18 protein-coding genes are annotated in these 13731 nt (G+C 73.5%); 5 read left to right on the top strand and 13 right to left on the bottom strand.

The window, feature by feature from the left end; all coding sequences use genetic code 11:
• Positions 1–2: 2 nt before the first annotated feature.
• Complete coding sequence (locus DQ239_RS08500; protein WP_113833968.1) at positions 3–431, bottom strand: hypothetical protein; 429 nt, start codon at positions 429–431, stop codon at positions 3–5.
• Entirely contained in the window at positions 428–1588 is a 1161-nt protein-coding gene (gene dusB / locus DQ239_RS08495; protein ID WP_113833967.1) for a tRNA dihydrouridine synthase DusB, read from the bottom strand. Before dusB ends, DQ239_RS08500 begins: the two co-directional genes overlap by 4 nt.
• Positions 1589–1729: 141 nt before the next feature.
• On the opposite strand from dusB, the gene DQ239_RS08490 reads away from it, so the two are divergent.
• The gene (locus DQ239_RS08490; RefSeq protein WP_158544802.1) at positions 1730–2806 is read left to right on the top strand and encodes a type IV toxin-antitoxin system AbiEi family antitoxin domain-containing protein; all 1077 of its coding nucleotides are present in this window, start codon (positions 1730–1732) and stop codon (positions 2804–2806) included.
• Positions 2807–2920: 114 nt separating this feature from the next.
• Positions 2921–3553 carry a class I SAM-dependent methyltransferase gene (locus DQ239_RS08485; protein ID WP_199582776.1) on the top strand — a complete coding sequence of 211 codons (633 nt, stop codon included), beginning with the start codon at positions 2921–2923 and terminating at the stop codon, positions 3551–3553.
• A gap of 4 nt (positions 3554–3557) precedes the next feature.
• Here DQ239_RS08485 and DQ239_RS08480 read toward each other — a convergent pair whose 3' ends face one another.
• The 8 genes from DQ239_RS08480 to DQ239_RS08445 all read right to left on the bottom strand — a co-directional run bounded on the left by DQ239_RS08480 (position 3558) and on the right by DQ239_RS08445 (position 9342).
• Positions 3558–4220 (bottom strand): methyltransferase domain-containing protein, encoded by a 663-nt coding sequence (locus DQ239_RS08480; protein ID WP_113833966.1) that lies wholly within the window; start codon positions 4218–4220, stop codon positions 3558–3560.
• A 10-nt stretch (positions 4221–4230) separates the two neighbouring features.
• A complete protein-coding gene (locus tag DQ239_RS08475; protein WP_113833965.1) occupies positions 4231–5649 on the bottom strand; it encodes a glycine--tRNA ligase in 1419 nt (472 codons plus the stop codon).
• A gap of 71 nt (positions 5650–5720) precedes the next feature.
• Positions 5721–6155, bottom strand: coding sequence for a hypothetical protein (locus DQ239_RS08470; RefSeq protein ID WP_113833964.1), 435 nt, complete (start codon positions 6153–6155; stop codon positions 5721–5723).
• Between the two features lie 74 nt (positions 6156–6229).
• Positions 6230–6619 (bottom strand): HNH endonuclease signature motif containing protein, encoded by a 390-nt coding sequence (locus tag DQ239_RS08465; RefSeq protein ID WP_233488929.1) that lies wholly within the window; start codon positions 6617–6619, stop codon positions 6230–6232.
• A 46-nt stretch (positions 6620–6665) separates the two neighbouring features.
• Positions 6666–7073, bottom strand: coding sequence for a rhodanese-like domain-containing protein (locus tag DQ239_RS08460; protein WP_113833963.1), 408 nt, complete (start codon positions 7071–7073; stop codon positions 6666–6668).
• Between the two features lie 25 nt (positions 7074–7098).
• Positions 7099–7365: an antibiotic biosynthesis monooxygenase gene (locus tag DQ239_RS08455; RefSeq protein WP_233488928.1), complete on the bottom strand. Its 267-nt coding sequence runs from the start codon at positions 7363–7365 to the stop codon at positions 7099–7101.
• A 35-nt stretch (positions 7366–7400) separates the two neighbouring features.
• Positions 7401–8165: an SDR family NAD(P)-dependent oxidoreductase gene (locus DQ239_RS08450; protein ID WP_113833962.1), complete on the bottom strand. Its 765-nt coding sequence runs from the start codon at positions 8163–8165 to the stop codon at positions 7401–7403.
• A gap of 25 nt (positions 8166–8190) precedes the next feature.
• Positions 8191–9342 (bottom strand): acyl-CoA dehydrogenase family protein, encoded by a 1152-nt coding sequence (locus tag DQ239_RS08445; RefSeq protein WP_113833961.1) that lies wholly within the window; start codon positions 9340–9342, stop codon positions 8191–8193.
• Positions 9343–9367: 25 nt separating this feature from the next.
• On the opposite strand from DQ239_RS08445, the gene DQ239_RS08440 reads away from it, so the two are divergent.
• The 3 genes from DQ239_RS08440 to DQ239_RS08430 are packed head-to-tail and all read left to right on the top strand — an operon-like array spanning position 9368 to position 11189.
• Positions 9368–10582: a CaiB/BaiF CoA-transferase family protein gene (locus tag DQ239_RS08440; protein WP_113833960.1), complete on the top strand. Its 1215-nt coding sequence runs from the start codon at positions 9368–9370 to the stop codon at positions 10580–10582.
• Positions 10579–10959 carry a hypothetical protein gene (locus DQ239_RS08435; RefSeq protein ID WP_113833959.1) on the top strand — a complete coding sequence of 127 codons (381 nt, stop codon included), beginning with the start codon at positions 10579–10581 and terminating at the stop codon, positions 10957–10959. Before DQ239_RS08440 ends, DQ239_RS08435 begins: the two co-directional genes overlap by 4 nt.
• Before the next feature lie 17 nt (positions 10960–10976).
• Positions 10977–11189, top strand: coding sequence for a hypothetical protein (locus DQ239_RS08430; protein WP_113833958.1), 213 nt, complete (start codon positions 10977–10979; stop codon positions 11187–11189).
• Positions 11190–11261: 72 nt separating this feature from the next.
• Here the strand turns inward: DQ239_RS08430 and DQ239_RS08425 are convergent, their stop codons facing one another.
• Genes DQ239_RS08425 through era form a run of 3 tightly spaced genes read right to left on the bottom strand, consistent with a single transcriptional unit; the run spans position 11262 to position 13731 of the window.
• Positions 11262–12026, bottom strand: coding sequence for an isoprenyl transferase (locus DQ239_RS08425; RefSeq protein ID WP_113833957.1), 765 nt, complete (start codon positions 12024–12026; stop codon positions 11262–11264).
• The gene (gene recO, locus DQ239_RS08420; protein ID WP_113833956.1) at positions 12023–12829 is read right to left on the bottom strand and encodes a DNA repair protein RecO; all 807 of its coding nucleotides are present in this window, start codon (positions 12827–12829) and stop codon (positions 12023–12025) included. The genes DQ239_RS08425 and recO overlap by 4 nt, the downstream gene beginning before the upstream one ends.
• Positions 12829–13731 (bottom strand): GTPase Era, encoded by a 903-nt coding sequence (era, locus tag DQ239_RS08415; RefSeq protein WP_113833955.1) that lies wholly within the window; start codon positions 13729–13731, stop codon positions 12829–12831. Before era ends, recO begins: the two co-directional genes overlap by 1 nt.

The following is a 13731-nucleotide window of genomic DNA, read 5'->3' as shown; positions in this document are numbered from 1 at the left end:
GGTCAGTCCACGCCGCAGATGCGCAGACCGTCCTCACCGATGACGGTGAACTCCGACGTCGTGCCGTCGTCCCACCCGACCGGCACCAGGCGCGCGTCGCCGTCCCGGCCCGGCTCACCCAGCTCGGGCGAGCCCACGCCGACGTAGGCGGCGGCGACCTCGTCGGGCGCCAGGCGGGCCCGCTCGTCCTCGCACAGCAGCGCGTGCGCGGTCTCGGTGTCGTCCGCGGCGAGGGCGGCCAGGAAGACGCCGGTGACCTCGGTCGCCTGCTCCGCCGGGGTGCCGCGCAGGGCCACGCTGGCCCAGACGGCCAGGAAGGCGGCGATCACGGTGCCGCCCAGGAGCAGCACCAGGATCTTGCCCGACCGCTGCGGGGCGCCGGTGTGCAGCGGCGCCGGGTCGTCGTCGTAGAGGAAGGGACCGCTGGTCATCCGCCGCTCGTCTCCAGTTCCGCGCCCACGGGGGGCCGGGGGTCGTCCCGGTCGGCCAGCCAGCCCTCGGGGAGGGAGACCGGCCGCGGCGGGGAGGTGCGCCCGCGGGGTGCCCCGAGGACGGCGGTGGGGTACGGCTGGTCCGGGATGCGGGCGAGGAGGTCGGCCAGCTCGTCGAGGCCGCTCACCATGGCCAGCGCGCGCCGGGTGTCCGAGCCCACCGAGAAGCCCTTGAGGTACCAGGCCACGTGCTTGCGGAAGTCCGAGCAGCCGTGCCGCTCGCCGTGCTCCTCGGCCAGCAGCGTGGCGTGCCGGTGCATGACGGCGGCGACCTCCCGGAGGCCGGGCAGCATGCGGCGGTCCTCCCCCGCGAAGGCGGCGGCCAGGTCGCCGAACAGCCACGGCCGGCCCAGGCAGCCGCGGCCGATGACGACGCCGGCGCACCCGGTCTCGGCGACCATGCGCAGCGCGTCGTCGGCCTCCCAGATGTCGCCGTTGCCGAGCACCGGGATGTCCACGGCCTCGACCAGCCGGGCGATCGGGGCCCAGTCGGCGGTGCCGCTGTAGAGCTGGTCGGCGGTGCGCCCGTGGAGCGTGACGGCGGCCGCGCCCTCGTCCTGGGCGATCCGACCGGCGTCGAGGTAGGTGACGTGGTCGGCGTCGATGCCGATGCGGGTCTTGATGGTGACCGGGACGTCCTTCGCAGCCCGGACGGCCGCGCGGACGATGTCGCGCAGCAGCACGCGGCGCCACGGCAGCGCCGAGCCGCCGCCCTTGCGGGTCACCTTGGGCACCGGGCAGCCGAAGTTGAGGTCGATGTGCGCGGGGCGGGTGCCGGCGACGCCCTCGTCGACCAGCATCTCGACCGCGCGGCCGACGGTGGCCGGGTCCACGCCGTAGAGCTGGACGGAGAAGGCGTCCCTCTCGTCCGCGGTCGCGCGGATCATCCGCAGCGTCTTCTCGTTCCGCTCGACCAGCGCGCGGGTGGTGATCATCTCGCAGACGTAGAGCCCGGCGCCGAACTCGCGGCACAGCGTCCGGAACGCCGGGTTGGTGATGCCGGCCATCGGCGCGAGCACCACGGCGGGGTCGACGGTGAGCGCTCCGAGCCGCAGCGACGGGAGCGCCGTCGTCGTCGGCTCGAGAGTGGCGGTCACGGCACCCAGAGTAGGCGGCGAGCTCCGTCACCCGGGCGCACCGGTCTGGCCCCGCCGCCCGTACCGTCCCCAGGCAGGTGGGCTGCCCACAGCTGTGTCCGGTCGACCGTCGAGCGGGTCGCGGTGGTGCAGCCTCGGCCCGTGAGCACTGTCCCCACCGGGCCCTTGGCCGTCGCCGAACCCGCCCGCCGCCGACTCGGGATCTTCACCACCGCCGACCTCGCCGCGCACGGGATGGGTCCGCGAGAGGTGGCGACCGCGGTGCGCCGTGGCGCCTGGGTACGACTGCGGCCCGGAGTCTTCATCAGCGCAACCGATCTGGCTGAGGTCGAGCGGACCGGTCGGCGCCCGGGTGTCGACGCACTGGCGGTCGCGGCAGTGCTCGACCGCCCATCGGCCGTCTTCAGCGGAGCGACGGCTGCGTGGATCTGGGGTCTCCCGCTGCCGATGTCCGAACCGCGCAGCGTGCAGCTGACCGATACACACCGCTGGCGTCGGGGGCGGGGCTGGTCGATGACGCAGGCCCGGCTTCCCGACGACGAGACGACCGTCCGGGGCGCCTACCGGGTGACGACGGCGGCGCGCACCGTGGTCGACCTGGGCCGCCTGTGGCCGGAGGTCCATGCGGTCGCCGCCGTCGACGCTGCCCTGCTCCGCCGGTTGACCACGCGGGACGAGTTGGAGCGGGTGCTCGCCCGGCAGGCGAGCGTGCCTGGGATCCCGCGGTCGGTCCGCGCGGTGGCGCTGGCCGACGGCCGGGCGGAGTCGTGGTTGGAGAGCTGCGGACGGCTGACCTTCGCCGCCCTCGGGCTGCCGGCCTTCGTGCCGCAGGTTGAGCTCTGGGTCGACGGCAGGCTGGTCAAGGTGGCCGACGGCTGGTACTCCGACGCCGCGCTGGCCGTGGAGTTCGACGGCCGTCTCAAGTACCGGAGCCCTGGCTACGGCCGCACTCCGGAGGAGGAGTTGTGGCGCGAGAAGCGGGACGAGGATCTGCTGCGTTCCCTGGGCATCCGGTTCGTCCGGGTCGCCGCCGAGGACATGTCACCGGCCCGACGTCCACGGCTCGACCAGCTCGTACGTCGCCAGCTGGCGACGGCGGGCCCGCGGGACCGCACCTTCGCCGAGGTGCCCCGCGACGCGGGCCGGTGGCGCTCGGGAGCCGCCGGAGACGACGGGTGGTTGAGTCGCGCCGACGACCGGGTCGGCCTCGGCGGCTGACGTCACGCCGCTCGGATCGACGTCCCGCCGCGGTATGCAGCGGCGGAACGTCGACGGACGCGGCGGGCCCGCGGAAGCGCGCAGCAACTCCGACGGTCTGGCATCCTCGCCGGCATGGGGATCACGGACTGGAGCCATAACAGCTGGTACCACCGCCTGCTGCTCGCCCAGGTGCCCGACGGGGCGCAGCGGGTGCTCGACGTCGGCTGCGGCGCGGGCACCCTCGCCCGGAAGCTCGCGGCCACGGTCCCGCAGGTGGACGCCTTCGACCGGTCCCCGGTCATGGTCGAGGAGGCGCGCAGGTCGGCTCCGCCCCACCTGGACGTCCGGGTCGCCGACGCGCTGACTGTGGACCTCCCGCCGGGGAGCTACGACGCCGTCCTCAGCTCGGCGGTGCTGCACCACCTGCCGCTGGCCGAGGCGCTGCCCCGGATGGCGGGCTGGCTCCGGCCCGGCGGCGTCCTGGCCGCGGTCGCCCTCCCCCGCCCGGACCTGCCCCGCGAGCTGCCGGTCGACGCGGCCGCGGCCGCCGCGCACCACGCCCTGGGCCTGGCGTTCGCCGCCGCCCGCCCGGTCACCGGGGCCGAGCTGCACCGCCACGAGGACGCCCACGACGCCATGCCCGTGCAGGACGGCGAGCTCACGACGCGGCAGGTGCGGGCCGAGGCCGGCGCCGTCCTGCCCGGCGTCCGGGTGCGCCGGCTGCTGTTCTTCCGCTACCTGCTCGTCTGGCAGAAGCCGCACTGAACGCTCAGGCGGAGCGCCGGGCCACCAGCATCCGACGGGCCCCGCGCTGGAACTCGTAGGGCACGTCGACGACCTCCACCCGGTGCCCGAGGCCGCGCAGGCGGTCGACCAGCGAGGGCAGGAACGGGACCGCGTCGCCGGCCCCCTGGGCCACCAGCGGGAACACCCTGGCCTCGCGTGCGACGCGCAGCAGCTCGAGCAGCGCCGCCTCGTGCCACGCTTCGTCGAGGACGTTCGACCAGGTGAACAGCAGGTGCGAGCAGAGCGCCAGGTCGAAGGCGCCGTCCTCGAACGGGAGGTCCGGGAGCCCGCCCGCCACGTAGGCCTCGGGATGCCGCCGCAGATCCGCGAGGAACTCCACGAGCGCCGCCCGGCGGATCTCGTGGTGCCGCTCCAGACCCCCGTACCAGGACCAGAGGTAGCGGTCCGCGTGCTCGGCGAGGATGGCCTCCCCCTCGACCAGCGCGGCCTCGGCGGCCGCACCCAGCGGCTCCGCGGCCTGGCGGTAGGCAGGGTCCACGGCGGTCACCCGGCCGCCCCGTGCGTTCGCCGTCGCGGCGAATCCCGAGGCGCCGGCCGAGCAGTCGAGGACGGTGCCGGCCAGGTCACCCGGAGCGAGTCCGAAGAACGCCTCGTACTCCTCGAACGACCGGGAGGTGACCAGCACCGCCCCCTCCTCAGCAGCCGGGCAGCCGGGCGGCGAGGTAGGACTCGACCTGGTCCAGGGCGACCCGCTCCTGGCTCATCGAGTCGCGCTCGCGGATGGTCACGGCCTGGTCCTCGAGGGTGTCGAAGTCGACGGTGATGCAGAACGGCGTCCCGACCTCGTCCTGCCGGCGGTACCGGCGGCCGATCGCACCGGCGTCGTCGAAGTCGACGTTCCAGTTCCGCCGCAGCGCGGTGGCCAGGTCCTTGGCCTTGGGCGAGAGGTCGGCGTTGCGCGACAGCGGGAGAACGGCGGCCTTGACCGGGGCCAGCCGCGGGTCGAGCTTGAGCACCGTCCGGGTGTCGACGCCGCCCTTCGCGTTGGGCGCCTCGTCCTCGGAGTAGGCCTCCACGAGGAAGGCCATCAGCGAACGGGTGAGGCCGGCCGCGGGCTCGATGACGTACGGCGTCCAGCGCGTGTTCGTGGCCTGGTCGAAGTAGGACAGGTCGGTGCCCGAGTGCTCGGTGTGGGTCTTCAGGTCGAAGTCGGTGCGGTTGGCGATGCCCTCGAGCTCACCCCACTCCGAGCCCTGAAAGCCGAAGCGGTACTCGATGTCGACGGTGCGCTTCGAGTAGTGCGACAACTTCTCCTTCGGGTGCTCGAAGTGCCGCAGGTTGTCCGGGGAGATGCCCAGGTCGGTGTACCAGCGGGTGCGCTCGTCGATCCAGTACTGGTGCCAGGTCTCGTCGCTGCCGGGCTCGACGAAGAACTCCATCTCCATCTGCTCGAACTCGCGGGTCCGGAAGATGAAGTTGCCCGGCGTGATCTCGTTGCGGAAGGACTTGCCGATCTGGCCGATGCCGAACGGCGGCTTCTTGCGCGCGGCGCCCATGACGTGGGCGAAGTTCACGAAGATGCCCTGGGCGGTCTCCGGGCGCAGGTAGTGCAGGCCGGACTCGTCCTCGACCGGGCCGAGGTAGGTCTTGAGCATCATGTTGAAGTCGCGCGGCTCGGTCCACGCGCCCTTCGTGCCGCAGTTCGGGCAGGTGATGTCGGCCAGCCCGTGCTCTGGCAGCCGGCCCTTCTTCTCCTCGTAGGCCTCCTCGAGGTGGTCGGCCCGGAAACGCTTGTGGCAGCTCTGGCACTCGGTCAGCGGGTCGGTGAAGACGCCGACGTGACCCGAGGCCACCCAGGTCTGGCGCGGCAGGATCACCGAGGAGTCCAGGCCGACGATGTCGTCGCGGCTCTGGACGACGGTGCGCCACCACTGCTTCTTGATGTTCTCCTTGAGCTCGACGCCCAGGGGCCCGTAGTCCCATGCGGAGCGGGTGCCGCCGTAGATCTCACCCGACGGGAAGACGAAGCCCCGTCGCTTGCAGAGGTTCACGACCTTGTCGAGGCGGGCGGGGTCGTGCTTGGTGGTGCTGTCGCTCACGGCGAGAGGCTCCATCCGGCTGGCGGTCGGCGGTTGACCCGTCCACGGTAGTTGGGCCGCGGCGGACGCCTCCGGGGGCGGTGCGCTCAGCTGCCCCGCAGCAGGACCAGCCAGCCCACGGCCGAGGCGAGGATCACCACGATCGGGAGCAGGGTCAGCACCACCCACGGCCAGCGGCGGGGCGTGCGGTCCACCGTCACGGGCTCGATCGGCCGGTGCTGCATCTCCGGCGAGCTGAAGGCCAGGGTCCGCTGCCGGACTCCGGCGCGGGGCTGGGACCGCAGCTCGTCGGTGCGGCTGCGGGCCAGGCGCCGTGCCTCTTCGGCGGCCGGATCGACCTCCACGGCCCGCGGCGGGGGCGGCGCGACGGGCCCCGCCACGGCCGTCGTCGGCGCGTCGAGCGGCGACGGACGGCCGTGGGGCAGTGCGGGCTGCGTCGGGTCGGCCGGCGGTGGCAGCGTGATGTCGCGGGTGCGGTCGCCGGGCGCCGGCGGGTCCTCGTCGTGCGTCCGGTCGGTCATGGGGGCGGCTCCGGTGGTCCACGGCCCGCCGGCGGCGGGATCTCCGGTGCCCTCAGTGCCCCTGACCGCGCGGGCTACGCCTTCCGGAGCGCCGGCACCGCGACGTCGTCGTCACAGTCGGCGAACTGCTCGGCGAGCAGCATCCGGACCTCGGCGTGCCGCACCAGGAAGGCGCGCTCATCCAGGCGCTTGCGCCGCATCCAGCCCGTCACCTCGTCGTTGCACTTGCTCGCGTTGCAGGAGCCGCAGGCCGGGGCGATGTTGTCCAGCGTGTAGCGGCCTCCGCGAGAGAGGGCGAGGACGCAGTCGCGCTGCAGCGGGACGCCGGTCGCCCCGCAGTAGGCGCACCCTCCCCAGACCTGCTGCAGCAGGGCCCACTGCTCCGGGGTCAGGTCGTGCTCGACGGCGTCCATGCGGCGCTTGCGCCGGCGGGCGTACCGGGCGGTGCGGGTGCGGCTGACCACGGGCCGACGGTAGGCGCCGCGGAGCCCCGGTCGTGGGAGCGGCGCGCTACTCCCGCACGTCGGCGGGCCCGGCCGACATCGGCAGCCCGGCGGCGATCCACGCCTCCACCCCGCCCTCGAGGTCGGTCGCCCGGTGCAGGCCGATCGACCGGAGGGACGCCGCGGCGAGGCTGGAGCTGTAGCCCTGCCGGCACACGACGACGACCTCGAGGTCGTACCCGGTCGCCTCCGGGATCCGGTGCTCGCCGGCCGGGTCGAGGCGCCACTCCAGCACGGTCCGGTCGATGACGACCGCCCCGGGCAGCTCGCCCTGCCGGCGGCGCTGCGCCTCGGTGCGCGTGTCCACGACCAGCGCGCCGTGGGACGCGGCCAGCTCGAGGGGCGTCACACGGCGGACCCCCTGCCGGCTCTCGGCGAGCACCGCGTCGATCCCCCTGGCGTCCACCGTCGTCACGGGTCCGAGCCTGCCAGCCCGCCCCTCACTCCGTGACGTAGACCCCGGGCTCGTCGAGGGCGTGCACCCACACCGGCGCCCCGGCGATCTTGACCGCCGCCGCCGACAGCGCCCGGCGGTAGGAGCCGACGCCGTCCCAGCGGGTCACCAGCGCCCACAGCGTCGGGTCGTCGGCCGCGCGGCCGAAGTCCCCGCCCCGGAACCCGGGCAGGGCGCCCAGGGCCTCGAGCAGCGGCCCGACGGCGGCCTCCAGCGCCGCGCCGTCCGCACCCGTCGCCCGGAGGCGGGTCACCGCGAACACCCCGTCGTCCCCCCTCGCGACGCCGGTCAGCGCGGGGCCATCCGGATGGCGCCGTCGAGACGGATGGTCTCGCCGTTGAGGTAGCCGTTCTCCAGGATCTGGCCGGCCAGCAGCGCGAACTCCGCGGTGTTCCCCAGCCGCGGCGGGTTGGGGACCGAGGCCTCCAGCGAGGTGCGGACGTCGTCACGCAGCCGGGCCAGCAGCGGGGTGTCCATGATCCCGGGCGCGATGGTGCACACGCGGATCGCCCGGCTCGCCAGGTCGCGCGCGGCGTTGAGGGTCATGCCGACGATGGCCGCCTTGGACGCGGTGTAGGGCAGCTGCCCGATCTGCCCTTCGAAGGCGGCCACCGACGCGGTCAGCACGATCGCGCCCCGCTCGCCGTCCACGGGCTCGTTGCGGGCCATGCGGGCGGCGCCCAGCCGGAGGGCGTTGAACGAGCCGGTCACGTTGAGCTTCATCACCCACTCGAAGTCCTCGAGGGAGCCCGGCTCGCCGTCCTTGTCCAGGACCCGCAGCCGGCGTCCGGCTCCCGCGCAGTGCACCAGCCCGCGCAGCGGCCCACGTTCGCCCGCGGCGTCCAGGGCGGCGGCGAACTGCTCGGTGTCGGTGACGTCGGCGGCGACGAAGCGGGCCGCGTCGCCCAGGTCCGCGGCCACCTGCTCCCCGGCCGAGCCGGGCAGGTCGATGATCGTCACCTGTCCTCCGGCGGCGACCAGCCGCTGGACGGTGGCCAGGCCGAGGCCCGAGGCGCCGCCAGTGACGGCGGTGGTGAGTCCGGAGAGCTGCATGGGTGGGGACGTCCTTTCCAGAGGGCTAGGTGCGGTCGCGGGCGACGAGCTGGGCGGCGATGACGTTGCGCTGCACCTCGTTGGTGCCCTCGCCGAGGATCATCAGCGGGGCGTCGCGGAAGTAGCGCTCGACGTCGTACTCGCGGGAGAAGCCGTAGCCGCCGTGCACGCGCATGGCGTCGAGCGCCACCTGCATGGCCGTCTCCGAGGCGAACAGCTTGGCCATGCCGGCCTCGAGGTCGGCGCGCTCGCCGCTGTCCAGCCGGTCGGCGGCGTCGAGGGTCATGAGCCGGGCCGCGCGCGTCCTCGTCGCCATGTCGGCGAGCAGGTTGCCCACCGACTGGTGCTGCCAGATGGGCTTGCCGAAGGTCTCCCGGTCCTGCGCGTAGCGGAGCGCGGCCTGCAGCGCCGCCTGGGCGACGCCGACGGCGCGGGCGGCGACCTGGATCCGGCCGACCTCCAGGCCGCGCATCATGTGGCCCCAGCCCTGCCCGGGCACGCCCCCGAGGACGGCGGAGGCGGGCACCCGCATCGCGTCGAAGGAGAGCTCGCACGCCTCGACCCCGCGGTAGCCGAGCTTCGGGATCTTGCCGGAGACGGTGAGCCCCTCGCCGGGCTCGACGAGCACCACGCTCATCCCGCGGTGGGCGGGCTCGGCGGCGCGGTCGGTCTTGCACAGCAGGCCGATGAGGCCGGAGTGCTGGGCGTTGGAGATCCAGGTCTTCGAGCCGGTGATGACCAGCTCGTCGCCGTCGGCCTCGGCATGGGTGCGCATGCCCTGCAGGTCGCTGCCGCCGGAGGGTTCGGTGAGCGCCATCGTGGCCCGCACCCGGCCCTCGGCCATCGCCGGCAGGTAGGTGCGCTGCTGGTCCTCGGTGCCGTACGTGTGGATCAGGTAGCTGATGACCGAGTGGCCGCCGATCGCGCCGGCGAGGCTCATCCAGCCGCGGGCGAGCTCCTCGGTGACGCGGGCGAAGCAGGCGGCGCTGACGTCGGCTCCGCCGTGCTCGGCCGGGACGAGGAGGCCGAAGAAGCCGAGCTCCTTCATCTCCTCGATGAAGGCCTCCGGGTACTCGTCGGCCGACTCGAACTCCCGCACCCGGGGGGCGACCCGTTCGTCGACGAACCGCGCGACCAGGCCGACCATCTCCTGCTCGTCGGTCGTCAGGGTGCTCATGGCGCGGACACTATGTTGTGCGGCTATGACCGCGGCCACACCCCCGTCCCTCCCCCTGGCCGGGATCACCGTGGTGGCGCTGGAGCAGGCCGTGGCCGCGCCGCTGGCCACCCGCCACCTCGCCGACCTGGGCGCCCGGGTGATCAAGATCGAGCGGGTGGGCGAGGGCGACTTCGCCCGCCACTACGACGGCGCCGTGCACGGGATGGCCTCGCACTTCGTGTGGCTCAACCGCGGCAAGGAGTCGGTGGCCCTCGACCTCAAGTCCCCGGACGGCGTGGCGGTGGTGCGTGCCCTCGTGGCGGGTGCCGACGTGTTCCTGCAGAACTTCGCGCCGGGTGCGGTCGCCCGGCTGGGGCTCGACGGCGAGACGCTGCGGGCGGCCGACCCGCGCCTCGTCGTCGTCAACATGTCCGGGTACGGCGCCAGCGGGCCGCGCCGCGACCGCAAGGCCTACGACATGCTCATCCAGGCCGAGACCGGGCTGGTGTCGGTGACCGGCACGCCGGAGACCGCGACGAAGACGGGCGTCCCTGCCTCGGACATCGCGGCGGGGCTGTACGCGGTGAACTCGGTACTGGCCGCGCTGTTCCGGCGCGAGCGCACCGGGGAGGGCGCGACGGTCGAGGTGTCGATGTTCGACGCGACCGCCGAGTGGCTGGGCCACCAGATGTACATGCAGATGTACGCCGGCCGGCAGGTGCCGCGGATGGGGCTGAGCCATGCCGCGATCGCGCCGTACGACGCCTATCCCACCCGCGACGGGCAGGTGCTGATCGGGGTGCAGAACGACCGCGGCTGGCAGGACCTGGTGACCAAGGTGTTCGACCGCCCCGACCTCGCCGACCACCCGCGACTGCGCACCAACGTGCTGCGGGTGGCGAACCGGGAGGAGTGCGACGCCGTCGTCGCGACCGAGACCCGCACGTGGACGACGGCGGAGCTCGACGCTCGCCTGGCCGAGGCGGGGGTGCCGGCGGCCGAGCTCAACGACATGCGCGGCCTGATCGAACACCCGCAGCTCAGCGCCCGTGACCGGTGGCGCGAGGTCGGCAGCCCGGTCGGGCCGCTGCGGGCGATCCTCCCGCCGATGACGTTCACCGATGTGGAGATGGCCATGGGCGACGTCCCCGCGCTCGGCCAGCACACCGACGCCGTCCTCACCGAGTTCGGCTACTCCGCCGCGGAGATCGACGCCCTGGTGGCCAGCGGCGCAGTCGGTCGCGAGTCGACGACGTGAGCCCCCCGGACGACGCTTCGCCGACCGACGCGGAGAGCCACGAGATCCAGCTGCGCTCCATGTTCGGTCTCCGGGCGGACCTGTCGTACGTGAGGGCGGTCGACGCGGACCCGGAGTCCACCACCGACCAGCTCGGGATCCCGTTGACACCGGATGAAGCGGCCGACATCGACGCACGATCCGCACTGGGTCCTACGGTCAGGGCGCTCGTGGCGGCAGCGGAGGATCTCGACGGCTACGGCGGCATCTGGATCGATCAGGCCGCGGGCGGTGTCATCCACCTCGCGGTGGCGGGGACCTGGCCGGAGGAGACGACCCGGCTTCTGCGGTCGCTCGTGCCCGCCGGGCAGCAGCTCGTCCTCGAGGAGGTCGGCTGAGCCTGGCCGACCTGGACTTGCTGCTGGCACACCTCGCCGACGTCGTCGCCTCGGACCCCGCCATCCGGCCGCACCTCGCCATGCTGGAGCGGGAGGAACACCTCAACACCGTCAGGCTCACGATGCTGACCGACACGCCGCAAGAAACGCTCGACCGGATCGCGCGGGAGTTCGGCGGGCCCGGCTTCGTCCTGGACAGCGCCACGGAGGGCGGCTACTCCCCGCTGTGATCAACGCCCGCTGAGCGCCCTCTCAGAATTCGGGAGAGGGCCGTGGACGGGCGTTGATCACCGCTCGGCGCTTCAGGCGGAGCCGAAGCGGCGCTGGCGGGAGGCGTACTCCTCGCAGGCGGCCCAGAGGTGGCGGCGGTCGAAGTCGGGCCAGAGCGTGTCGAGGAAGACGATCTCCGCGTAGGCCGACTGCCACAGCAGGAAGTTGCTGGTGCGGTTCTCCCCCGAGCTGCGGACGAACAGGTCGACGTCGGCCATGTCCGGCTCGTCGAGGAACCGGGCGACCGTGCTCTCGTCGATCTTGTCGGGGTTGAGCCGGCCGGCGGCCACCTCGCGGGCGATGGCCGCCGCGGCGTCGGCGATCTCGGCCCGGCCGCCGTAGTTCACGCACATGGTGAGCGTCAGGACGTCGTTGTCCTTGGTGAGCTCCTCGGCGATCTCGAGCTCCTTGATGACCGAGCGCCACAGGCGCGGACGGCGCCCTGCCCAGCGCACCCGCACGCCGAGCTCGTGCATCTCGTCGCGGCGGCGGCGGATCACGTCGCGGTTGAAGCCCATGAGGAAGCGGACCTCGTCGGGGCTGCGCCGCCAGTTCTCGGTGGAGAAGGCGTAGGCGCTGATCGCCTTCACCCCGAGCTCGATGGCGCCCTCGACGCAGTCGAACAGCGACGACTCCCCCGCCTCGTGGCCCGCCGTCCGCGGCAGCCCGCGCTCCTTGGCCCAGCGCCCGTTGCCGTCCATGACGATCGCGACGTGCCCGGGGATCTTGTCCTTGGGCAGCTCGGGCGGACGCGCGCCGGACGGGTGCGGGTTGGGCGCCTTGACCTCGCGCTTCACGCGCCGGTCCCGACGACGAGCGGCTCGGCCGGCCGGAGGACGGTGGGCCGGGCGTCGGAGCGGTCGACCAGCGGCAGCGAGCGCAGCCCGCGCTCGAGGTGCCACTGCAGCATGGCGGCCACCAGGCCGCTGCTCTCCCGGCGGTTGATGCCCTGGCTGGCGTCGGCCCGCGCCCAGTCGCCGGTCAGCAGTGCCTCCATGAGTTCGATGGTGACCGGGCTCGGCATCGCCGAGCCGGTGGGACGGCAGGCCGGGCACACGGTGCCGCCGGCCGGGACGGAGAAGTGCCGGTGCGGACCGGCCTCCCCGCAGCGGGCGCACTCGCCGAGCGCGGGCTCCCAGCCGGCCACCGACATCGCCCGCAGCAGGAAGGCGTCGAGCACGAGGCCGGGCTGGTGGGTCCGCTCGCCGAGGGTCCGGAGCGCGCCGACGACGAGCAGGAACATCCGCAGCGACGGCTCCTTCTCCTCGGCGGTGAGCCGGTCGGCGGTCTCCAGCACCGCGGTGCCGGCGGTGTAGGCCGGGTAGTCGGCGACGATCTCCTGGCCGTAGGACCGGATGGACTCCACCTGGCTGACGATGTCGAGGTTGCGCCCGGTGTAGAGCTGCAGGTCGACGTGGGTGAAGGGCTCCAACCGGGCGCCGAACTTGCTCTTGGTGCGCCGCACGCCCTTGGCGACGGCGCGGACCTTGCCGGTGCGGCGGGTGAGCACGGTGACGATCCGGTCGGCCTCGCCCAGCTTCTGCGTGCGCAGGACGATGCCCTCGTCCCGGTAGAGGGCCTTCGGGGTGTGCGCGCTCATCAGTAGCCCAGCCGGTTGAGCTTCTTGGGGTCGTCCTGCCACTCGCCGAGCACGGTGACGTGCAGGTCGAGGTGGACGCGCGAGCCGAGCAGCGTCTCCATGCCCACCCGCGCCTCGGTGCCGATCGCCTTGATGATCGACCCGCCCTTGCCCAGCAGCATCGGCTTCTGGCTGTTGCGCTCGACGTGCAGCAGGGCGTGGACCTCGACCAGGTCGCGGTCGGGGCGGCGGGTGACCTCCTCGATGGTGACCGCCAGGGAGTGCGGCACCTCCTGGAACACCTTCTCCAGCGCCGCCTCGCGCACCAGCTCGGCCAGCTGGCGGTCGACGTCCTCGTCGGTGGTCTGCTCCTGCGGGTACAGCGGCGGGCCCTCGGGCAGGAGTTTGATCAGCAGGTCCTCGAGCAGCTCGACCTGGTCGCCCTGCACCGCGCTGACCGGCACGACCTCCGCGGCCTCGACCAGCTGGCTGGCGGCCATGAGCTGCTCGGCGACGACCTTCTTGGGTGCCGCGTCGGTCTTGGTCACCACCAGCACGATCGGCGCCTTGACCTCGCGCAGCTGGCGGGCGATGAACTTGTCGCCGGTGCCGACGGGCTGGTCGGCCGGGACGCAGAAGACCACCACGTCGACGTCGGACAGCGTGTCGCGGACGACGTCGTTGAGCCGCTTGCCCAGCAGGCTCTTGGGCTTGTGCAGCCCGGGGGTGTCGACCAGCACGATCTGGCCCTGCGGCTTGTGCACCACCCCGCGGATGGCGTGCCGGGTGGTCTGCGGCCGGTTGCTGACGATGCCGACCTTCTCGCCGACCAGCGCGTTGGTCAGCGTCGTCTTGCCGGCGTTCGGGCGGCCCACCAGGGCGACGAAGCCGCTGCGGTGCGGCGTCTGGTCAGGGCTGCTCAC

Origin of the sequence: Blastococcus sp. TF02-09 (assembly GCF_003319105.1) — a bacterium.
Classification (GTDB): Bacteria; Actinomycetota; Actinomycetes; order Mycobacteriales; family Geodermatophilaceae; genus Blastococcus.
Note: the sequence above shows the minus strand (reverse complement) of the source record. Positions and strands in the feature narration are given on the sequence as shown.

Bases quoted from the DNA above. Each gene is read 5' to 3' on its own strand.
- recO (WP_113833956.1), bottom strand. From the start codon at position 12,829: ATGAGCGCGCACACCCCGAAGGCCCTCTACCGGGACGAGGGCATCGTC.
- DQ239_RS08475 (WP_113833965.1), bottom strand. From the start codon at position 5,649: ATGGAGCCTCTCGCCGTGAGCGACAGCACCACCAAGCACGACCCCGCC.
- DQ239_RS08445 (WP_113833961.1), bottom strand. From the start codon at position 9,342: ATGAGCACCCTGACGACCGACGAGCAGGAGATGGTCGGCCTGGTCGCG.
- DQ239_RS08450 (WP_113833962.1), bottom strand. From the start codon at position 8,165: ATGCAGCTCTCCGGACTCACCACCGCCGTCACTGGCGGCGCCTCGGGC.
- DQ239_RS08440 (WP_113833960.1), top strand. From the start codon at position 9,368: ATGACCGCGGCCACACCCCCGTCCCTCCCCCTGGCCGGGATCACCGTG.
- DQ239_RS08500 (WP_113833968.1), bottom strand. From the start codon at position 431: ATGACCAGCGGTCCCTTCCTCTACGACGACGACCCGGCGCCGCTGCAC.
- DQ239_RS08470 (WP_113833964.1), bottom strand. From the start codon at position 6,155: ATGACCGACCGGACGCACGACGAGGACCCGCCGGCGCCCGGCGACCGC.
- DQ239_RS08485 (WP_199582776.1), top strand. From the start codon at position 2,921: ATGGGGATCACGGACTGGAGCCATAACAGCTGGTACCACCGCCTGCTG.